Below are 22187 nucleotides of genomic sequence, written 5' to 3' on the forward strand. Positions count from 1 at the left end.
TCCTGGCATCAATCCTCGGAACCATGGATCGTTAACCTGGATTCGTTGCCCTGGTAACGATTCCCGACCGTTTGACATATGCCGCCGGACGATGCAATTGCTAACCCGGTCCGCGGCGCGTCCAGGCCGCCTGAATCATGGGAGTACGGCAGGAATGAACGGCGCGGAAAGCCTGGTAAGGACACTGGTCAGGGGCGGTGTCGATGTCTGCTTCACCAACCCGGGGACGTCGGAGATGCATTTCGTCGCCGCACTCGACAAGGTCGACGGCATGAACTGCCTGCTGTGCCTGTTCGAAGGCGTGGTGACCGGCGCCGCCGACGGCTATGCCCGGATGGCCGGAAAGCCGGCCTCGACCCTGCTGCATCTTGGTCCCGGCCTCGGCAACGCGGTCGCCAACCTGCACAACGCGCGCAAGGCGAATACGCCGATGGTCAATATCGTCGGCGAACACGCGACCTATCATATCGAACACGACGCGCCGCTCACCGCCGATATCGAAGGCATCGCCCGGCCCGTGTCGCACTGGGTGCGAACCTCGATGGATTCGAAAACGGTAGCGGCCGACGCGGCGGAAGCCATTGCCGCCGCCAGCGCGCCGCCGGGGCAGATCGCGACGCTGATCCTGCCCGCCAATACCGCTTGGGAAGATGCGGACGGGCCGGCCAGCGTGCCGCCGCCGCCGAAACGGGGCACGGTGTCCGACGGGGCTGTGGAAGCCGCGGCGAAGGTGCTGCGCTCCGGCGAACCGACCCTGCTGCTGCTGACCGGGCAGGCGCTGTACGAACACGGGCTCGACGTCGCCGGCCGCATCGCCGCGCGCACCGGCGCGAAGCTGATGGCGCAGGGGGCGAACGCCCGGACGCAGCGCGGCGCGGGGCGCGTGCCGGTCAACCGCATACCGTTCGCGGTCGACCAGGCGCTGGAGGTGCTGGCGTCCTATCGGAACATCATCCTGGTCGGTACGAAGGCGCCGGTCGCCTTCTTCGCCTACCCCGGCAAGCCGAGTCGGCTGGAGCCCGAAGGCTGCAGGATCCACCGGCTGTGCGATCTGGCCGAGGATGCGGTGGACGCGCTGGAACGGCTGGCCGAGGCGGTGGGCGCGAAACCGGGCGACGCGCAGGTGCAGCAGGCCTTCCGTCCCGACCTGCCGAAGGGGGCGCTGACGGCGGAAACCATCGCCGCGGTACTGGGCAATGTCCTGCCCGAAGGCGCCATCGTCGCCGACGAATCGGTGTCGGTCGGACGCGGCTTCTTCGCCCTCACCGCCGGCACGCCGCCGCATGACTGGCTGAACAACATGGGCGGCTCCATCGGGCTTGGCATGCCCATGGCGACGGGGGCGGCGGTTGCCTGCCCGGACCGCAAGGTGGTCTGCCTGGAAGGCGACGGCAGCGGCATGTACACGCTGCAGGCGCTGTGGACCCAGGCGCGCGCAAGTCTGGACGTCACGACGGTGGTGCTCGCCAACCGGTCCTATGCGATCCTGCGCGGCGAACTGACCCGGGTCGGTGCGGAAAACCCGGGACGCAAGGCGCTGGACATGCTGGATCTGTCGCGGCCCGACCTGGACTGGGTGCAGATGGCGAACGGCATGGGCGTGGAGGCCGTACGCGTCGACGACTGCGAGGGATTCCATAAGGCGCTGATGGCGGGGCTAGCGGTAAAGGGCCCCTATCTGGTTGAAGTCGTGATGTGAGGGACGCGCAATGAAACTGTATGTGACGCTGACATCGCCCTATGCTCGCATGGCGCGGGTGCTGGTTATCGAAAAGGGCATCGAGGACAGGGTCGCCGTCGTGCCGATTCAGACGCGTACGCTCGATACGCCGCTGCTGGCGATCAACCCTGCGGGCCGGGTGCCGACGCTGGTCAATGACGGGGGCGAGATGTTCGACGAATCGGCGCTCATCATCGACTATCTGGAAGCCATATACGGGCCGCCGCTGCTGGCGCCGCCTTCCGGCTGGGCCGAGAAACGGCTGGAAGCGCATGCACGCAGCAACCTGGACGGGCTGTCGGTGTGGATACGCGAATTGCGGCGGCCGCCGGAGCACCGCTCGCCCGTCATCCTGGAGCTGGAGGAAGCGCGCGGCCTGCGCCTGGCCAGGGAATTTGACGCTATCGTCGCCGGCGGCGCGCTGGACGGGCCGCTGGATCGGGCGCAACTCATCCTCGGCTGCACCTATCACTGGCGCGACAGAACGATGCCCGACTTCGACTGGCGGACCGGCAACCCGAACCTGTCGGCCTGGATCGACCGCTTCGGCGAACGGGAATCGATGCAGCGGACGGTTCCGCCCGTCTGAAACGGGATTCCGCGTTGCCGCAAATGCGTCGTCGCGGGCAAAATTGCCCGCTCGGGATTTGCTATTCCTTCGGTTTCAGTTCCAGCGACGCCGAATTCATGCAGTAGCGCAACCCGGTCGGGGCCGGGCCGTCCGGGAAGACGTGGCCAAGATGGGCATCGCACTTCGCGCATAACGCTTCGGTCCGGCGCATGAAGAAGCTGTTGTCCGATTCCTCGCCGACCGCGTCGGGCGACAGCGGCTGGTAAAAGCTGGGCCAGCCGGTGCCGGAATCGAACTTGGTGTCGGAATCGAACAGCGGATTGCCGCAACAGACGCAGACATAGATTCCTGCGTCTTTGGTATTGGCGTACTTGCCGGTAAAGGCACGCTCGGTGCCCTTCTCACGAGTCACGTGGTACTGCTCGGGCGACAGTTGCGCCCGCCACTCGGCGTCCGTTTTTACGACCTTGCCGGATGTATCGTCAGCCATTTGCCGTTCTCCCATCGTCCCGCCGGCGGTCCGCCGCAATAGGCGCGGACCCCTTCCAGCATCTCGTGCATAGGCCCATCTTCTATGCCAAGCGCGTGCATGTGTTCAACCGTGTTCGCCAGGTACTCCGCGCAGCTGCCGATCTTCCCCCTGGCTTCAGCCAGGTGGGCGATCAGCAGGTCGCGGGGCAGTTTGCCCGCATACCGCACATGATCGCGCCGGATGACAAAGGTCAGCGCCTTCACCGGGCCCGCCGCCGTGCGGACCGTGACCCAGCGGGCCAGATACGATCCGCCGCCCATTTCCCGCGCCCAGACGATCTCCAGTTCCTCGCGGACCTGTTCCGGCGCGATGCAATAGGCTATTCCGGTGCATGACCCGCCGCGATCCAGTCCCAGGGTCAACCCCGCCAGTTCCGGCGACCCGCGCCCGGCCGCCGTCCACATGCAGAAACTGCGGTGATAGCCATGCACCGTGCCGGGGCGGCGCTCGCAGTAATGAAAGGCGGGGTTCCACATCAGCGAGCCGTACCCGAAAAGCCAGACGCATTCGCCCGCCGGAATATCGCTTAGCGCCGCGCGCAGGGTTTCATTGCGCGCTTCGTCCGAAATCCGCGCGGTAAGGCCAAGCGCTTGCGCTTCGCGCACGATTTCCCCGACGACACCGTCCCTGATCGATTCGCGGCTCAGGATCACGCAGCACTACTCCTGTTATCGGAAGATCAATATACCGGAAGCCGCCGCAATCGCAGGCGATCTTTCCCCGGTTTCCGGCTTCAATATCCTATCATTGTGGAAGGGTTTCAACCGGGTCGGGATATAACCCTAAAATCGCCCGTCATAGGCGCCGCGCGGGATATGCGCCGCGATGACCGTGAAGGTGTCGGCGGCCAGCCCGTCGCGTACCGCATCCGCCAGCGCCGGCCGGCTGTTCACGTCGACGCCGATGCCGCCCATGGCGCGCGCCACGGCGGCGAAATCCGTCTGCTCGAAATCGACGCCCAGATTGGTCATGCCGGTGGCGCGCTGTTTCATTTCGATCAGGGTCAGCGACGCATCCACAAAAACCACGATAACAACCGGCAGCCTGCGGTCGCGCAGGGTCGCCAGTTCGCCCAGGACCATTTCCAGCCCCGCATCGCCCGTGAAGGCGACGACCGGACGGTCCGGATCCACCAGCTTCACGCCGGCCGCCAGCGGCATCCCGCAGCCCATGCTGCCGAAGGCCGAGGACTGGATCAGCGTATGCGGCCGCGCGCATTTCCAGACCGAATTCAGCAGGATCCGGTGCGCGCCGGTGTCGCAACTGACCATTGCATGGTCGGGCAGCAGGCGGTTCACTTCGTCGCAGATCGCGGCCGGGCCCCAGGCCTCGTCGGTCGGAAAGGCGGCGGCCAGCGCCTTGCGGGCTTCCAGCGCGGCTCCGTTCGACCAGACCGGTCCGGGGATGACGCCGTCCCGCAGCGCCCGCAACCCGGCGCCGATATCGCCGACGAAGGACAGGCTCGCCTGATGAACATAATGGGTATTGGCGACGGCGCAGAATTCGATCACCGGCGTTTTTACCGGGTCCCAGGGCGCAACCCAGCTCGACCGCATCTCGATCGGGTCGTATCCCGCCAGCAGGATCAGGTCGGCGGTTTCGATCAGCGGCATCAGATGGGTATCGCCCAGCGGCGACAGCCCCCAGCCGCCGAGCGCCAGGGGATCGTCTTCGGGCAGAACGCCCTTCGCCTTGTATGTCGTGATGACCGGAATGGAAAAATCCCGCGCCAGCGACGCAACGGTTTCCGCCGCGTCATGTTCCAGCACCTCGACGCCCGCGATCATGATCGGCCGTTTGGCCTGTCCCAGCAGGTTCCGGGCGAAGGCCAGTTCGGGTCCCGCCGCCGGGACGGACGGCGCGGGGCGGACCCGTCGTACCGGCGGCGCGTCCGGCTGTTCGCGCCCGGCCAGCGGCGTCGGCACGTCGATATGTACGGGGCCCGGGCGGGCATCGGTCGCAATCGCGATCGCCTTGTCGATAATGGTGTCGACGGCGCCGTCGATCAGGGTAAAGCTGGCCTTGGCCACGGATTTCATCAGCGCCACCTGGTCCATGACCTGGTGCGTATAGCTGTGCGACTCGCCCTCGGTGAAGGCGCCGGTCAGGAAGATCATCGGGACGCGGTCCTGCTTCGCATTGGCGATGACATTGACCGCATTGGTGATGCCAGGCCCGATGGTCGATACCAGCACCGCCGGCGCGCCGGACGCGTGGAACGTTCCCTCGGCCATGAAGCCGCCGGTGTTTTCATGCTTCACGAGGACAAACTCGATTCCCGCTTCCTGCAGCGCCGCCATCATGGTCAGGACCTCGCCGCCGGGGATGCCGAACGCATGGCGGCAGCCCGCCTCGTGCAGGCGGCGGGCGACAATTTGTGCGGCAGTGGCCATCAGCGTTCCGCTCCCGGCCGTGGCAGGTTCATGTAGCCGTCCCGCGTCTGCGGCAGTTTCCTGTTCAGGATGCGCGACGCCACGACCGTGCGCAGGATCTGCGCCGTGCCGCCGCCGATGGTGAACATGCGCGCATCCCGCACCATGCGTTCCAGCGGGTTGTTGCGCGAATACCCCGCCGCGCCGAATACCTGCAGCGCGTCATTGGTGACCTTGATCGCCATTTCGGAGGTGAATATCTTGGCCTGCGCCGCCTCGTTGGCGTCGGGGAACCCCTCGCCGGCATTGCCCGCCGCCTTGTAACAGAGCGCCTCCGCCGCGGCGATCTGGATCGACATATCGGCCAGCATCCACTGCAGTCCCTGGAATTCGTGAATCGGGCGGCCGAACTGTTCGCGCTGATGGCTGAACGCCAGCGCCTTTTCATAGGCGCCCTGCGCCAGGCCCAGCGCGACGGAAGCCGCCCCGACACGCTGCGCGTTGTACGCATTCATCAGCCCGGCGAAGCCGCGCCGCAATCCTTCCGGCGGCACGATCATCATGGATTGATCGACTTCCAGATCCTCGAACATCACTTCCGCTTCCGGTATGCCGCGCAGCCCCATGGTCGGTTCGCGCCTGCCGATGACGAGCCCCTTCGGCGTGCCGGCCTGCGGGTCGCGGACCACCAGGAAACCGCCGATACCCTGCTCGAACCCGTTGTCGAAGACCCGTGCGAAGATCAGGTGCAGCCGCGATACGCCGCCGCCGGTGATCCAGTGCTTCTTGCCGTTCAGGATGTATCTCTCGCCGTGCTTTTCGGCGCGGGTCGTCATCTCGCTGGCGGCGCTGCCGGCATTCGGCTCGGTGATGCAGATCGCCGGCTTGTCGCCGGACAGCACGAGGTCCGCCGCGAACCTGCGTTGTGCGGCGTCGCCATATTTCATCACGGCGCTGATCGCGCCCATGTTGCATTCCACGGCAATGCGGCCGGTGACCCCGCAGACCTTGGCCATTTCGACGATCAGCAAGACGGCGTCGAAGATCGACCGGCCCTGACCGCCGAGTTCCCCCGGAATGGAGATACCGACAAATCCCGCTTCCTTCAGTGCCTGCACGTTGTCCCAGGGATACTGTTCGCTGCGATCCACCTCGGCCGCGCGCGGGGCAATCACGGTTTCCGCAAGGTCGCGGGCGCGCGCCTGAAAGGCGCGCTGTTCGTCGGTCAGGCTGAACATGGCGTATTGTTCCTCATATAAATCCGAAGGGCCGGTACTTGATACATCACCGGCGGCGCGGGCGCGTGCCGGAAAAGGCCCGCACCCATTCTGTCATGCGAATGTGTGGAGTTTAAAGAAAATCCCGCATGGCATCAGGAATATCCGGAAGAGCAGACGCTACTTCAGAAGGATATTGGCAATTTCCTTGATCTGCGTCCGTGACCGCAGCAGGTAGAAGCCCTGCGATGCCAGGTGGCTCGGCATGACCTGACTGTCCGGTTCGCCGTTCGCGACGACCAGCGGCTGCATGGTAGCCGCAATCCGGAAGGATTCCAGCATCTGGCTCCAGGCGGCGGTCAATTCCCGTTCGTCGATTATTTTCTGGAAATCCAGGCCTAATGCCTTGAGAATTTGGTAATATGCGTAAAGCCGGCCCTTGGTCTGGTAGAAAACGTCGTCGGCCTCGGTGTCGATCAGGAAACCGCCGGTGGCGATGCGCTGGTCGATCACCGCCGATGACGACCCAATGTCGTTGCTGATCCGTTCGATCGTCGCCTGCAGGTTGTCGGCACGGCGTTCGAAACTGGCCTGCCCCACGGCCAGGCGCTTGTTGTAGTTCAGGAAGGCCAGCCGGGCCGTCCGGTAATGCTGTTCGGAAGCGGTCGTCGGCGCCAGCGATGTCCCGAAATCGAACAACCAGATCGTACCGGGAAATTTCAATCGGCCGGCCGCGCTGTCGAGGTCGGCGTCAACCTGGCTCGACCCCCGGACCCGGCCGATCTGATCGCTCATCTCGATGGCGAAACGGGACAGGGCATACATGATACCCTGCTGGAAGTTAGGCATATTGTCGAGCATAAAGCCGGGCATGAAGAACGGATCGTTTGCGGTCCACCGGTTTTCATCGGTCTCGCGCGTAATCAGCGCCGCCGCTACCGCGACGGCGCGGCTTTCGCCTTCATCGACCTGATAACTCAATTCCGCGTCATCGTCGATATCGTGAATAAGCAGCATTCCGATGGGGTAGTAGAGCAGCGCAAGGACGGCAAGTATTCCCAGGATCCGCAACGCGATCCTGCCGTAATTCCGCTCCCGGGCAGGGCCACGCTGGCCGTCCAGCCGGGGGCGGGCGGCGGTTGAATCGCTGATCAGATCATCATCATTCATTGTGTTTAATTGTGTATCCGGGGCATGCAGCGCAAGGGGCCGGGTCGCGGACATCTCCGATTCAGGATTGCAGCAGCCCCACGACGTCGAAGACCTCGCGCATGACCGGCGCCGAAATGGCCCGCGCGCGGGCGCCCCCGTCATTCAATACGCCGTCGATATAGCCGGGGTCGGCGACAAGCCGCTGCATTTCCGCGCCGATGGGCCCCAGCACGGAAACCGCCAGGTCGGCTAGCATGGGTTTGAACTCGGAAAACATCCTGCCGCCGACATCGGACAGGACAGCGTCGACGCTGCAATCGGACAGCGCGGCATAGATGCCGACCAGATTGGCGGCCTCCGGACGGCCTTCCAGTCCCGCCGCCTCGTCCGGCAGGGCATCGGGGTCGGTTCGCGCCCGCCGGATTTTCTGCGCAATCGTATCCGCGTCATCGGTCAGGTTCAGCCGGCTGTTGTCGGACGGATCGGATTTCGACATTTTCAACGACCCGTCCCGCAGCGACATGACCCGCGTGGCCGGCCCCACGATCAGCGGCTCGGTAATCGGAAACAGTTCGGTTTCGTAATCGTTATTGAACTTCTGCGCGATGTCCCGGCAGAGTTCCAGATGCTGTTTCTGGTCTTCGCCAACCGGCACATGAGTCGCCTTGTAGGCCAGGATATCCGCCGCCATCAGGTTCGGATAGGCATACAGGCCGACCGAGGCATTTTCGCGGTTCTTGCCCGCCTTCTCCTTGAACTGGGTCATCCGGTTCAGCCAGCCCAGCCGCGCGACGCAGTTGAACACCCAGGCGAGTTCCGCATGGTGCGGGTTACGGGACTGGTTGAAGATGACGCTTTTCTTCGGATCGACGCCGGCCGCAATAAAAGCCGCGGTCACTTCGCGGGTGCTTTGCCGCAGTTCTTCGGGATCCTGCCAGACCGTAATCGCGTGCAGGTCGACAACACAGTAAATGCATTCATTGCCTTCCTGCAGACGGACGAAATTCCGGATCGCGCCCAGATAGTTGCCGAGATGCAGGTTGCCCGTGGGCTGTACGCCCGAGAATATCCGGTCCATGACGCCCCCGTGGAAATCCTTCGCAGAACTGAACGGCGCGTGTTATCGCGGCTCCTCCGCGCCCGGTCAAGCCCGGCGCCGCGCCGGATGGCGCCGCATTACCGGCGCGAGACCATCTCCCGCAGGTCGGCGAGCCGGACGGCGCCGGTAACCGCCGCCAGACCGGCGAAGACCACTCCGCCGCCGGCAACCAGCAGGACGAGCGCGGCAATCCGTTCCGGTTCGCCGGCGTTCAGCCATTCCTGCAAATATGCCGCCCCCGCATAAAGCGCCCCGGCCAGCACCGCCGACGCCATAACCAGCCGGGGGATCCGGTTGCGAAGCCGCGCGTCGAATGTCAGATGGCCGCGCCGGATCAGTATTGTTCCCAGCAGGCCCGCATTCATCCAGGCGGCCAGGGCGGTCGCCAGGGCGATGCCCACATGGGCCAGAACCTGCATCAGGAGTACCGCCAGCACGATATTCAGCACGACCGCCGATACAGCGATCTTTACCGGCGTCTTCGTATCCTCCCGGGCATAGAAGCCCGGCGTCAGGGCCTTGATCAGCACATAGGCGGGCAGGCCGGTGGCGAAGGCTGTCAGGGCATTGGCCGTCGCTTCGGCGGCGGCCGCATCGAAAACGCCGCGCTGGAACAAGACGGTAACGATCGGACCGGATATGGCGATCAGAGCCGCGGCGGCGGGCACCGTCAGCGTCAGGGCGAATTCGATGGCGCGGTTCTGGCTGTATTGCGCGGCTTCGGTTTCACCCGACCGCAACTGTCGCACCAGCATCGGCAGCAGTACGATGCCGACAGCCACGCCGACCACCCCCAGCGGCAGCTGGTTTATCCGGTCCGCGTAATACAGGAACGAGACCGACCCTTCGCGCAGGGTCGATGCGAGAACGACATCGACCACCAGGTTGATCTGCACGACGCCGGCGCCGATCAGCGCCGGCACCATCAGCACGAACAGCCGCTTCACGCCGGGCGTCAATCGGGGTCGCGGCAGGGTGGCGAGGATGCCCGCCCGTTTGCACGCCCAGGCAATCCAGGCGAACTGTCCCAGCCCGGCGGCCGCCACACCCCAGGCGAGCGCATAGCCGGGCACGGGAAAGACGCCCGCCTGCGCCAGCAACAGCACCGCGATCAGGACGACGTTCAGGAAAATCGGCGCCGCCGCCGTGGCCGCAAACCGCTCCAGGGAATTCAGCATCCCGCCCATCAGCGCGATCAGCGCCATGAACAGCAGGTAGGGGAAGGTGACGCGGGTCAGTTCGACGGTCATGTCGAACTTGACCGGATCGTCGGCGAAACCGGGTGCAATGGCGTACATCAGCCAGGGCATGGCCAGAATGACCGCGATGCTGAAGATAATCAGCGCCGTCGCCATGACCGCCGCGACTTGCGCGGCAAAGCGTAGCGCGGCGTCGCGCCCTTCCGTCGTCAGGCGTCCCGCGAACAGCGGTACGAAGGCGGCGTTGAAGGCGCCTTCGGCAAACAGGCGGCGAAAGAAATTCGGAAACTTGAAGGCAACGAAAAACGCATCCGCGACCATGCCGGCGCCGAGCACATTGGCTAGCAGCATGTCGCGGGCAAAGCCGAGGCCCCGGCTCATCATGGTCCAGCCGCCAACGGTCGCAATGGAACGAAAGAGTGCCATGGCGCTATCTAGCGGATAATGGCGGCGCGAAAAAGGCGGATCACTTCGCCGCGACAGTCGCTTTTTTCGATTCCCTTGCTTTCGATTCCTTCGCAGCCGGCTTTACGACAGGTTTCCTTCGCGACTTCTTCCGCTCCGCCGGCGCCGGTCCCTCTAGAACTGCCAGCAGTTCCCGGTCGATCTGCTTCAGCTTGTCGGGATGGTCGATCTTGGTGCCGAACAGGTTCTTGACGTAGAAGACGTCGACCACGCGCTCGCCGAAGGTCGAGACCTTCGCCGAGGCTATCTGGAGGTTCAGATCGTGCAGTGTGCGGGTCAGATCGTAGATCAGCCCGGGCCGGTCGCGCCCGTTCACTTCGATAACCGTGTGGGTATTGCTGGCCTTGTTGTCGATAAAGACCTGCGGCGCGACCTTGAAAATCCGTGTGCGGCTGGGCATAGGGCTGCGTTTCGACAATTCGTCGGCCATGTTGAACCGCCCGGAAAGTGACAGCTCGACCCGCTCCAACAGCCGCGCCAGATCGGCGGGATTTTCTATTGCGGCGCCGGCGGCATTCTGAATCCAGAAAGTATCCAGCGCCATGCCGTCCATCAGTGTGTTGATCCGCGCATCCACGATCGTCGACCCCGTAACCGAAATCGCCGCGGCAATCTTGTTGAACAGACCAGGGTGGTCGGCCGTATAGATCGTCAGCTCGGTTACCGCGTGGTCCAGGTTTATACGCGCATCGACGGCCAGTTTTTGCGCCTTTGTTTCCGCGGCCCGCATCATTTCCGCATGCTGGATCAACGTGTCCATGTCATAGAACAGCCAATAGGACGATTCACCACGCCCGACATGAGCTTCGCGTTCCTCCAGCGGCCAGTCGGAAAGCGCATCGGCGACCCGTTGACGGACCTTCGCGGCCCGATCGCGCGACTGATAACTGTCATAGCCGCCGGACATGGCCGATTCCGCATGGTAGAACAGTTCGCGTAGCAGGGTCGCCTTCCAGTTATTCCAGCGGCCGGGACCGACAGCGCGTATATCGACCGCAGTCAGGCACAGCAACAGCCGCAGCCGCTCCGGCGATTGCACCAGATCGGCAAAATCCGTGATGGTCTTGGGGTCGTCCAGGTCGCGCTTGAACGCCGTATTGGACATTTCGAGGTGATGCCGCACCAGCCAGGCCACGGTTTCCGTTTGCGCCGGGGTGAACCCGAACCGCGGACACAGCCGTTCCGCGACTTTCGCGCCCAGCACGGAATGGTCGCCGCCGCGTCCCTTGGCGATGTCATGCAGCAGCACGGACATATAGAGCACCTCGCGAGACAACACCTTATGGATAATGTCGCTGGCGACGGGCAGTTCATCCTTCAACTCGCCGCGCTCGATCTGGCCAAGAATGCCGATGGCGCGGATCGTGTGCTCGTCGGTCGTATAGACGTGATACATGTCGTACTGCATCTGCGCCACGACGCGTCCGAAATCGGGCAGGAACTTGCCCAGGATACCCGCTTCGTTCATCCGCCGCAGGGTGAGGTCCGTATCCTGCTTCGCCGTCAGGATTTTCATGAAAATCGCGCAGGCTTCCGGATCGGACCGCAGCGATTTGTCGATCCGCCGCAGGTTGCGGGTCATCGTCTGCAGCGCGTCGGGGTGAATATCCAGCCTGCCGCGCTGCGCGACGTCGAACAGCCGGATCATGTCGATCGGGTGTTCGGCGAAATGCCTGGGTGACGCCACGTTGACCCGCCCGGCCGTGACGGGAAAACCTTCTATCTCGCGATTCCACAGCCCAAGGCGCGGCAGCGAAAAGCGCCGCTGCCGCTGCTGGCGCGCTTCCAGCGCGGCGCAGAATATGCGTGTCAGGTCGCCGACATCCTTGGCCACCAGGAAATAGTGACGCATGAATCGTTCGACTCCCAGCATTCCGGCCCGGTCCGTGTAACCCATCCGGCGGGCGAGTTCCGGCTGGACATCGAAGGTCAATCGCTCCTCTGGCCGGCCGGCCAGATAGTGCAGATGGCATCGCACCGTCCACAGATAGGCCTGCGCCTTGTCGAAGCGGGCGACCTCCCTGGACGTGAAAACGCCTTTCTCGATCAATGCGGAAACGTTGTCGACCTGATAGAGGTACTTGGCGATCCAGAACAGCGTCTGCAGGTCGCGGATGCCGCCCTTGCCTTCCTTGATATTGGGCTCCAGCACGTAGCGCGTATCGCCCATCTGCTTGTGGCGCCCGTCACGTTCATGCAGCTTGGCATCGACAAATTCCGTTCCGGTATCCGTCGCGACCTCGTTCCAGAAACGCTTTCGCAGCTCCAGGTACAGGCCCTGCTCGCCCCAGACATAGCGCGATTCCAACAGTCCGGTCCGTATCGTGATGTCGGACTTTGCCTGGCGAACGCATTCATCCAGCGAACGTGTCGCATGGCCGACCTTCAGCCCGAGGTCCCACAGCATGTAAAGGATGTGCTCGACGATCTGTTCGCTGCGTCCCGATTTCTTGTAGGGCAGCACGAACAGCAGATCGACGTCGGATTTCGGCGCCAGTTCGCCACGGCCGTAGCCGCCATAGGCGACGATACAGACCTGATCGCCGGCTGTCGGGTTGGCCGCCGGATAGATCTTTTCGGCGACGACATCGTAGATCGCCCGTATCAGCTGATCGATCAGGTGGCAGGCGCCCTGTACGCACAGCCCGCCATCGTGGTCCGCTTCGAAGCGCTGACGGACCTCCGCGACACCCGAATCCAGTGCGTCCCGGTAGCAGGCCAGCAGAGCGGTCCGGCGCTCCGAATCCTTAAGGGCCGCGAGCGCCATTGCCCTCTCGGTCAGCGCCAGACGATCGATGATCTTTCGTGTTCCACGCAGTGTTTTCATGGCTATAATCTGTAAGCGAAGGCTCCAAATAACAAGGCAGGGTTAGTTATTCGCAAGCATGCCGCGCAGCCGGTACAGATATTCCAGCGCTTCCCGTGGCGTCATGCTGTCGGGGTCGGCATCCGCGAGCGCCGATTCGACGGCGGATTCAACCGGTGGTGCGGCGGCAGGCCGCGCGGCGGCGGCAAACAGCGGCAGGTCGTCGGACAACCGCGCCAGGGTACCCGACTGTTCGCCCTTTTCCAGTTCCGTCAGGACGGCGCCGGCGCGTGCCACCACAGACGCCGGCAGTCCCGCCAGCCTGGCGACGTGAATGCCGTAGGACCGGTCGGCGGCGCCCGGCGCCACCGAATGCAGGAAGACGACATCGCCGTTCCATTCCTTGACCTGCATCGTATGCGGCGACAGCGATGCCAGCCGCCCGGTCAGTCCCGTGAGTTCATGGTAATGGGTGGCGAACAGGGCGCGGCAGCGGTTCACCTCATGCAGATGTTCGACGCAGGCCCAGGCGATGGACAACCCGTCATAGGTCGCGGTGCCCCGGCCGATTTCGTCCAGGATCACCAGCGAACGGGGGCCCGCCTGGTTCAGGATCGCCGCCGTTTCCACCATCTCGACCATGAAGGTGGACCGGCCGCGCGCGAGGTCATCGGCGGCGCCCACCCGGCTAAACAGCCGGTCGACAATGCCGATGGTCGCCGACTCCGCCGGAACATACGATCCCATCTGCGCCATGATGGCGATCAGGGCGTTCTGCCGCAGGAAGGTACTCTTCCCCGCCATGTTAGGCCCCGTTATCAGCCAGAGCCGCCGGTCTTCCGCAAGATCGCAGTCGTTCGGGACGAATTCTCCGCCCTCCAGCGAGGCCTCGACGACGGGATGCCGGCCGCCCCTGATATCGAATACGGGCGCGCTATCGAATTCCGGCCGGCAATAGCGCCGCGCCTGCGCCAGGTCGGCCAGCGCCGCTGCGACATCCAGTGCCGCAAGACCGTCCGCCGTTGCGGCGATTGCCTCTGACCTTGCGGTTACTTCGCCAACCACGTCCTCGTACAGGGCCAGTTCGATCGCCAGAACTTTGTCCGCGGCTTCCGAAATATCGCGGGCGAGGTCGGCCAGTTCGACGGTCGAATACCGCATCGCGCTGGCCAGCGTCTGGCGGTGGATGAAGGCCTCGCCTATTTTATCGGCATGGCGCGGCGTGATTTCGATAAAGTACCCCAGCACGTTATTGTGCCTGATCTTCAGGCTTTCGACGCCGGTTTCGGTCCGGTAGCGGCTCTCCAGATTGGCGATCAGCCGGCGACCCTCATCCCGCAGCTTGCGAAACCCGTCCAGTTCCGGTGAATAGTCCGGCGCGATAAAGCCGCCGTCGCGGGCGAGGAGCGGCAGGTTTTCCGCCAGCGCCCGGCCCAGCCGGTCGCGCAGCGTATCATGCGGGCCAAGGGCTCGCCGCGCCGCCGCCACGCCGTCCGGCGGCATCAGGTCCGGGTCGGCCAGCAATCCGCCGATATCGCCTGCAACGCCCAGCCCGTCGCGGATCGCGGCGAGATCGCGGGGGCCGCCCCGCCTGACCGTCAATCGCGACAGGGCGCGCATCATGTCCGGGCAATGGCGCAGGTGACCGATCAGGTCGGACCGGACCGTCGCCGCCTCGATGAAGAACCCGATCATGTCCAGCCGCGCGGCAATCGCATTCGCATCCGTGACCGGCGCCGCCAGCCGCGCCGCCAGCAATCGCGCGCCCGGGCCGGTGACGGTGCGGTCGATAACCGACAGCAGGCTGCCCTGGCGCCCGCCGCTCAGGCTCCGCGTCAGTTCCAGGCTGGCCCGTGTGGCGGCGTCAATCTCCAGCACCGCGCCGAGCGCCAGGCGGCGGGGCGGCGACAGGCGCGGCATGCTGCCATACTGGGTCAGCGCGACATAGTCGACCAGCGCGCCCGCCGCCGCGAGTTCCATGCGCTCGAAACTGCCGAACCCGTCCAGCACCGCGACATCATACAGCGCTTCCAGCCGCCGACGGCCGTTTTCGGAATCGAACCGGCTGCCCGGCAGCGGCGACAGGATGGTTTTCCACTGCGCGAAGACATCGAACAGATCCGGATTTTCGAGCATCCGCTCCGGCACGATCAGTTCACCGGGCGATACCCGCGCCAGCACCGCCGCCACGCCCGCCGTATCGACCTGCTGGACCGTGAATTCCCCGGTCGACATGTCCAGCCAGGCGAAGCCCATCCGGCCGCCGGCTTCCGCCAGCGCCGCCAGGTGGTTATGCGCGCGCGCGTCGAGCAGAACCTCTTCCGTCAGCGTGCCGGGCGTCACCAGCCGGACGATTTCCCGCTTCACGACCGATTTCGGGCCGCGCTTCTTCGCTTCGGCGGGATCTTCGACCTGTTCGCAGACCGCCACCTTGAAGCCTTCGCGGATCAGACGGGACAGGTAGGTATCGGCGGCATGCACCGGCACGCCGCACATCGGGATATCGTTGCCGTTATGGGCGCCGCGCTTGGTCAGTGCGATATCCAGCGCCGCCGACGCCTGGACCGCGTCGTCGAAGAAGAGTTCATAGAAATCGCCCATGCGGTAAAACAGCAGGCAGTCGGGCTGCTGTTTCTTGATCGCGAGATATTGCGCCATCATCGGCGTCGCGGCGGGCTTTCGGACGGGGCCATTCATGATGCCCGTTCATAGCACGTCATGGCAACGCTCCCAATGTTCCGAATCGGCAAAGCATGCCGCGCCCGCCACTTAAATCCTTGCCATGATCGCGAATATGGCGTTTAGCTTCTGAAAAGTTCGCAATCCTGGCTACTGCATTCATATTGCGGTGCAATAATCGATATGAGGGGGAGGGAGGCGCAGCCTCCGTCAATTGCAAATGGCTAATGGAAGATCATTGGAAGAAGAAGCGCTCGAGTTCCACGCGAAGGGACGTCCGGGCAAACTCGCGGTCATGGCGACCAAGCCGCTGACGACACAGCACGAACTGTCGCTCGCCTATTCGCCCGGTGTGGCATTTCCCTGTCTGCACATTGAGAAGAACCCGGACCTTGCCTTCGACTATACCAACAAGGGTAACGTCGTTGCCGTCATCACGAACGGTACGGCGGTTCTCGGCCTGGGCAATATCGGCGCGCTGGCGGCGAAGCCCGTCATGGAAGGCAAGGGCGTGCTGTTCAAACGCTTTGCTGATATCGACGGCATGGATATCGAAGTCGACACCGAAAATGTCGACGAATTCGTGAACTGCGTCCGCTACCTCGGCAAGACTTTCGGCGGAATCAACCTTGAGGACATCAAGGCGCCGGAATGTTTCATCATCGAACAGCGGCTGCGCGAACTGATGGATATTCCGGTATTTCATGACGACCAGCACGGCACCGCGATCATTACCGCCGCCGGGGTCATCAACGGGCTGCACCTGACCGGCCGCACGCTGGCCGATACGAAAATCGTCGTGAACGGCGCGGGCGCCGCGTCCATCGCCTGTATCGAACTGCTGAAGTCGATGGGCCTGCCCCACAACAACGCGATCCTCTGCGACAGCAAGGGTGTCATCTACCAGGGCCGGGAAGACGGCATGAACCAGTGGAAATCGGCGCATGCGGCGGATACCGATGCGCGGACGCTTGCCGATGCGCTGGACGGCGCCGACGTCATGCTGGGCCTGTCCGTGAAGGGCGCCGTCACCCGGGAGATGGTCAAATCCATGGCCGCGAAACCCCTGATCTTCGCCATGGCGAATCCCGATCCGGAAATTACGCCGGAAGAGGTCGCGGCCGTCCGCGACGACGCCATCATGGCGACCGGCCGGTCCGATTATCCGAACCAGATCAATAATGTCCTGGGCTTTCCGTATATCTTCCGCGGCGCCCTCGACGTGCGCGCCGTGCAGATCAACGACGCGATGAAGATTGCCGCCGCCGAGGCGCTTGCCGCCCTGGCGCGGGAAGACGTCCCCGATGAGGTCGATGCCGCCTATGCCGGTCAGCACCTTCGCTACGGCCCCGGGTATATCATTCCGGTGCCGTTCGATCCTAGGCTGATCGCGGCGATTCCGGCCGCCGTGGCGCAGGCCGCGATGGACAGCGGCGTGGCGCGCAAGCCGATCGCCGACATGGAAATTTACAAGCAGCAGCTGTCGGCGCGTCTCGATCCGCGCGTATCGACCCTGCAACTCGTATATGAAAAGCTGCGCGCCAGTCCGCGCCGTACCGTATTCGCGGAAGGCGAGGAAGACCGCATCATTCGCGCGGCGCAGGCGTATCGCGACAGCGGCTATGGCACGCCGGTTCTGATCGGCCGGAACGAGGAAGTGACGGAAAAGATCGCGGCGCTGGGTATCGAAAACAGCGATGGTCTTGAAATCCACAATGCGCGGCTGTCATCCCACAACAAGAAATATACCGACTTTCTGTACAGCCGGCTGCAGCGCGAAGGATTGCTGTACCGCGATTGCCAGCGGCTGGTGAACCTGGACCGGAATGTCTTTGCCGCCTGTATGGTGGCCTGCGGCGATGCGGATGCCATGGTCACCGGGGCGACCCGGCCATTCTCTGTCGCCTATGACGACATCTGCAAGGTCTTTGACGCGAAACCCGGTGAGCGGATGCTCGGCCTGCAGATCATGATCGCGCAGGACAGGACGGTGTTCATCGCCGATACCCGCGTCCACGAAGAACCCGACGCGGAAGCGCTGGCCGATATTGCGATACAAAGCGCCGCCTATGCGCGCCGGGTCGGTCATGCGCCGCGTGTCGCGTTGCTGTCCTACTCAAATTTCGGGCAGCCGATAACGCGGAATGTCGCCCGGATCCGCGACGCGGTCGCGATTCTGGACGCGCGCGGCGTCGATTTCGAATATGACGGCGACATGGCGGCGGATACGGCGCTGAACTTCAAGCTGATGCAGGAGCATTACCCGTTCTGCCGCCTGACCGGCCCCGCCAACGTGCTGGTCATGCCGGCGCTGCACGGCGCCAATATCGCGGCCAAGCTGATGCAGGAAATCGGCGGCGGCTCTGTTGTCGGCCCCATTCTGCTCGGCGTGGAAAAACCGGTGCAGATCGTGCAGATGGGCGCAACCGCGCATGATCTGGTGACGGCGGCGGCGCTGGCCGCGCATGCGACGCTGGACTGACCAACGGACCGGACGGCGGTTCCCGTACAAGCGTTAATCGAAAACCGCGCTGACCGGCACCGGTTGTTTCGGTTCCGGGTAGCGCTGCATGATCCACCACAACAGCAGCAGCCCCGGCGCGGCCGCCGCGGTCGTCAGCAGGAAATAGCCGATCCAGCCCGTCTGATCCGCCGCCCAGCCGCCGCCGGAGGCAAAAAGTGTGCGTGCCGCCGCCATCATCGACGACAACAGCGCGTATTGCGTGGCGGTATAGGCGCGGTTGCACAAACTGGACAGATACGCGACAAACGCTGTCGTTCCCGCGCCGCCGGTCAGGTTTTCGACACCGATCGTCACCGACAGCATCGGCAGTGAATGCCCGACCCAAGCCTGTACCACAAAAACGAGGTTCGACACGGCCTGCGCCAGCCCGGCCAGCAGCAGGGCGCGGACAATTCCCAGCCGCGCCACCAGGACGCCGCCCAGCGCGGCGCCCGCAAGGGTCATGGCCAGTCCGAAGCCCTTCGTCACGACGCCGATTTCGGCCAGCGAAAAGCCGATATCGAGGTAAAACGGCGTCGCCATCACGCCCAGCAGGGCGTCGCCATATTTATACAGCGCCACGAACAGCAGTACCGCGATCCAGCCCGGGCGCGACATGAACTCTCCGAAGGGCCGGATCACCGCGCCATGAAACCAGGCCAGCATCCGTCGGACCGGATAACGGTCGTTTTTATCCGCAGCGGCCGGATCCGCATCGGACAGGGGGGGATCCGGTTCGGGATTAATCAATGTCGCCGCGATTCCGACCGCCATCAGCGCCGCCATCGCGCCATATGCCCAGCCCCACCCCGTCACGCTCGCGACGATCAGGGCGCCGCCGCCCGAGACGAGCATGGCGACGCGATAGCCGAAAACCAGCATCGCCGCGCCGGCGCCGAGTTGTTCTTCCTCCAGGATCTCCGTGCGATAGGCGTCGATCGCGATATCCTGGGTCGCCGAGCCAAACGCGACACAAGCGGCGAACATGACCGTCCAGCCGCCCGCCGTTCCCGGATCGGTCAGCGCCAGCGCGCCAAGTGCTGCGACCAGCAGCATCTGGGATGTCAGCATCCAGCCGCGGCGACGCCCGAACACCCGGGACAGGACCGGCACCGGCATACGATCCACCAGCGGCGACCAGGCGAATTTCAGCGCATAGGCGATCCCGACCAGGCTGACGAAGCCGATTTCCGTCAGGGACGCGCCGGACTGGGTGAACCACGCGGCAAGGGTCGCGCCGGTCAGCGCCAGCGGCAGCCCGCTGGAGAAGCCGAGGAAAAACAGCGACGCGACCCGGCGGTCCCGATAGACCCCGGCCGCCGCGCCCCAGCTTTCCCGCGTCATTGCATCGCCTGCGTCAGCGGAGCTTACGGCGTATCAGTTCCGCCAGGTTGACTTCCGGCCGCGCGCCGTAATGGCTTATGATTTCCGCCGCGGCGATACTGCCCATGCGGCCGGCAACCGCAAGGCTGCAATTTTTGGTATAGCCATACAGGAATCCGGCGGCGTACTGGTCGCCCGCGCCGGTCGAGTCGATGATCGCGGCGGCGGGTTCCGCGTCGATTACATGCACTTCGTCGCCGGACAGCACGACCGAACCCTTTTCGCTGCGCGTGAGGCACGCAACCTCGCAATGGCCGCGCACTGCCTGCAACGCGTCGTCGAATTTGGAAAGTTGATACAACGACATGATTTCCGCCTCATTGGCGAAAAGGATGTCGATGTGATCCTCGACCAGCGCCCGGAATTCATCCCGGTGGCGTTCGACGCAGAAACTGTCGGACAGCGTGATGGCGACCTTGCGGCCCGCCGCGTGGGCCAGTTCGGCGGCGCGCACGAAAGCTTTCTTCGCCTCGGGCGGATCGAACAGGTATCCTTCCATATAGGTTACGGCGGAAGCCTGGACCAGGTTGGCGTCGATATCGTCTTCGTTCAGCGCCGTTGCGGCGCCGAGGCAGGTGCACATGGTCCGTTGCGCATCCGGCGTGACCAGGACAAGGCAGCGGCCGGTCGGTGCGCCGTCAACCGCGGCGGGCGTCGTGAAGGTCACGCCGATGGCGGTCATGTCGTGCCGGAAGACCGTCCCGAATACGTCGTCATGGGTCTTGCCGATATAGGCGCCCTTGCCGCCCATCGAGGCAAAGCCGGCCATCGTATTGGCGCAGGAGCCGCCGGAACTTTCGACCGCCGGGCCCATCCGCGCGTAAAGCTGCGTCGCGCGCTCCGGGTCGATCAGCATCATGCCGCCCTTGTCGAGGCTTTCATTCTTCAGAAACGATTCATCGGTCTGGGCGACGACATCGACAAGTGCGTTGCCAATGCCAAGAAGGTCATACTCCGTCATTAGTTTTCCTTTTAATTGTTGATTCCGTTGCGCCGGACCCGGGTTGCGCACCCTCGCGATCATTCCAGCACACCCCTGTCTAACATAGCGCGCGATGAAGGCACCCAAATTATCACCGAAAACCCCGCAAAGGGTGATCGCGGGTTGCGCCCGGACACGGGGAAGGATATGAAATTTTCATGATTTTCAGGGGATCCGCATGAGCATTGTCGACTGTTTCATGAAGGCCGTTGCGCAAATGCCGGACCCGCGGTTGCGTCGGGTCCTGCTGATCGGCATTGTCGGTTCGCTCGCCGTATTCTTCGTCCTGTGGATGATGTTGCTCTGGGCGATGAGTGCGGTGGCCTGGACCGAAGTATGGCTGCTCGGCGCCGTGATCGAATGGCTCGGCGGCTTCGCGGAGTGGATCGGCGGTTTCCTGTATTTTTCGTCCGTCCTGATCGCCACCTTCCTGCTGTTTCCCGCCGTCGTGACGGTCGTCGTCGGATTTTTCCTCGAAGATGTCGTCGGTGCGGTCGAATCGAAACACTACCCGAACGAACCGGCGCCCCGGCCGCAGCCGCTGGCGGAGATGCTGGCGTCGACGCTGCGGTTCGCGCTTCTGGTGGTGTCGCTAAACCTGCTGTTCCTGCCGCTATACCTGATACTTTTCCTGGTGCCGCCGATGAACCTCGTGCTGTACTATCTGCTCAACGGCTATCTCGTCAGCCGTGAATTCTATGAACTGGTTGCCTTCCGGCGCCTGGACCAGCGCGACGCGCGGCGGCTGCGCCGGGCCCATCGCGGACGGTTGCTGTTCGCCGGCGTCATCATCGTATTTGTCATGACCATTCCCATCGTCAATTTCGTAACGCCCGTTCTGGCGGCGGCGTTCATGGTGCATGTCTATCAAAGCATGCCCCGCCGCGGCGAATTCACAGTCTCGCCTGCCGGCCCGCCGGCAAATATTGCTTAAATTCCCAACGCGTCCGTGATAGTCAGTAGCGGGCGCGGAGGGGATGTGCCCTTCGCTCCATTTTTTGCGGTGTCTGCAGGTGCGGACCGACGAGGAGATCCCATGGCGAACGAAAACCCCTTTGCTCCCGAAAAGCGGGCGGATACGAGCCGCCGCGTCGTCGATATCCCCGGTGTCCACCGGCCGGATTCGCCCAGCGGTTCGCCGGGAAAGAAGCTCATTGTCGGCCGTGAAATCAGCCTGTCGGGACAGATTTCCGCCTGCGATACGCTGGTGGTCGAAGGGACCGTCGAAGCGTCGCTGACCGACAGCCGGACAATCGAGATCGCGGAATCCGGTGTGTTCCGGGGACAGATCGAAATCGATGTTGCCGAAATCAGCGGGCAGTTCGAGGGCTCGCTGACCGCGCGCAGCCGGCTGATCATTCACGGCAAGGGCCGCGTCGAAGGCACGATCCGCTATGCTGAAATCGAGATCGAGCGCGGTGGCCGCATTTCCGGCGATATCCAGTTGATCGAGAAGACACCGTCCCCGGCTCCGAATGCGGCGGAGCGCGGTTAGCCGCGGAACCGC

General features: G+C 63.9%; 16 protein-coding genes. 5 read left to right on the forward strand and 11 right to left on the reverse strand.

Annotated elements, in window-relative coordinates; translation table 11 throughout:
• Positions 1 to 154: 154 nt before the first annotated feature.
• On the forward strand, positions 155 to 1699 hold the full coding sequence (locus WD767_04165; GenBank protein ID MEX2615270.1) for an acetolactate synthase large subunit: 1545 nt from the start codon (positions 155 to 157) through the stop codon (positions 1697 to 1699).
• Positions 1700 to 1709: 10 nt separating this feature from the next.
• On the forward strand, positions 1710 to 2309 hold the full coding sequence (locus WD767_04170) for a glutathione S-transferase N-terminal domain-containing protein (protein MEX2615271.1): 600 nt from the start codon (positions 1710 to 1712) through the stop codon (positions 2307 to 2309).
• Between the two features lie 61 nt (positions 2310 to 2370).
• On the opposite strand, the gene msrB is transcribed toward WD767_04170, so the two are convergent.
• From msrB to mutS, 9 genes are all read right to left on the reverse strand, one after another.
• On the reverse strand, positions 2371 to 2781 hold the full coding sequence (gene msrB, locus WD767_04175) for a peptide-methionine (R)-S-oxide reductase MsrB (protein ID MEX2615272.1): 411 nt from the start codon (positions 2779 to 2781) through the stop codon (positions 2371 to 2373).
• Positions 2751 to 3476 carry a gamma-glutamylcyclotransferase gene (locus WD767_04180; GenBank protein ID MEX2615273.1) on the reverse strand — a complete coding sequence of 242 codons (726 nt, stop codon included), beginning with the start codon at positions 3474 to 3476 and terminating at the stop codon, positions 2751 to 2753. Before WD767_04180 ends, msrB begins: the two co-directional genes overlap by 31 nt.
• A gap of 129 nt (positions 3477 to 3605) precedes the next feature.
• Positions 3606 to 5216 (reverse strand): thiamine pyrophosphate-binding protein, encoded by a 1611-nt coding sequence (locus tag WD767_04185; protein MEX2615274.1) that lies wholly within the window; start codon positions 5214 to 5216, stop codon positions 3606 to 3608.
• Positions 5216 to 6433: a 3-sulfinopropanoyl-CoA desulfinase gene (gene acdA / locus WD767_04190; protein MEX2615275.1), complete on the reverse strand. Its 1218-nt coding sequence runs from the start codon at positions 6431 to 6433 to the stop codon at positions 5216 to 5218. Before acdA ends, WD767_04185 begins: the two co-directional genes overlap by 1 nt.
• A 159-nt stretch (positions 6434 to 6592) precedes the next feature.
• Positions 6593 to 7582, reverse strand: a complete 990-nt coding sequence (locus WD767_04195) for a DUF2333 family protein (protein ID MEX2615276.1) — start codon at positions 7580 to 7582, stop codon at positions 6593 to 6595.
• A 61-nt stretch (positions 7583 to 7643) separates the two neighbouring features.
• On the reverse strand, positions 7644 to 8642 hold the full coding sequence (gene trpS, locus WD767_04200) for a tryptophan--tRNA ligase (GenBank protein MEX2615277.1): 999 nt from the start codon (positions 8640 to 8642) through the stop codon (positions 7644 to 7646).
• Between the two features lie 98 nt (positions 8643 to 8740).
• Entirely contained in the window at positions 8741 to 10288 is a 1548-nt protein-coding gene (murJ, locus tag WD767_04205) for a murein biosynthesis integral membrane protein MurJ (protein MEX2615278.1), read from the reverse strand.
• A 40-nt stretch (positions 10289 to 10328) separates the two neighbouring features.
• A complete protein-coding gene (locus WD767_04210; GenBank protein ID MEX2615279.1) occupies positions 10329 to 13154 on the reverse strand; it encodes a [protein-PII] uridylyltransferase in 2826 nt (941 codons plus the stop codon).
• A 42-nt stretch (positions 13155 to 13196) separates the two neighbouring features.
• Positions 13197 to 15830: a DNA mismatch repair protein MutS gene (mutS, locus tag WD767_04215; GenBank protein MEX2615280.1), complete on the reverse strand. Its 2634-nt coding sequence runs from the start codon at positions 15828 to 15830 to the stop codon at positions 13197 to 13199.
• Between the two features lie 202 nt (positions 15831 to 16032).
• On the opposite strand from mutS, the gene WD767_04220 reads away from it, so the two are divergent.
• The gene (locus WD767_04220; protein ID MEX2615281.1) at positions 16033 to 18294 is read left to right on the forward strand and encodes an NADP-dependent malic enzyme; all 2262 of its coding nucleotides are present in this window, start codon (positions 16033 to 16035) and stop codon (positions 18292 to 18294) included.
• A 33-nt stretch (positions 18295 to 18327) separates the two neighbouring features.
• Here WD767_04220 and WD767_04225 read toward each other — a convergent pair whose 3' ends face one another.
• Both WD767_04225 and WD767_04230 read right to left on the reverse strand, forming a co-directional pair.
• Entirely contained in the window at positions 18328 to 19659 is a 1332-nt protein-coding gene (locus WD767_04225; GenBank protein MEX2615282.1) for an AmpG family muropeptide MFS transporter, read from the reverse strand.
• 13 nt (positions 19660 to 19672) lie between these two features.
• Positions 19673 to 20659 carry an adenosine kinase gene (locus tag WD767_04230; protein ID MEX2615283.1) on the reverse strand — a complete coding sequence of 329 codons (987 nt, stop codon included), beginning with the start codon at positions 20657 to 20659 and terminating at the stop codon, positions 19673 to 19675.
• A gap of 199 nt (positions 20660 to 20858) precedes the next feature.
• On the opposite strand from WD767_04230, the gene WD767_04235 reads away from it, so the two are divergent.
• Positions 20859 to 21614 (forward strand): EI24 domain-containing protein, encoded by a 756-nt coding sequence (locus tag WD767_04235; GenBank protein ID MEX2615284.1) that lies wholly within the window; start codon positions 20859 to 20861, stop codon positions 21612 to 21614.
• A 102-nt stretch (positions 21615 to 21716) separates the two neighbouring features.
• Positions 21717 to 22175 carry a polymer-forming cytoskeletal protein gene (locus tag WD767_04240; protein ID MEX2615285.1) on the forward strand — a complete coding sequence of 153 codons (459 nt, stop codon included), beginning with the start codon at positions 21717 to 21719 and terminating at the stop codon, positions 22173 to 22175.
• Positions 22176 to 22187: the final 12 nt, after the last annotated feature.

This window comes from Alphaproteobacteria bacterium (genome assembly GCA_040905865.1).
In the GTDB taxonomy this organism is placed as follows: domain Bacteria; phylum Pseudomonadota; class Alphaproteobacteria; order UBA8366.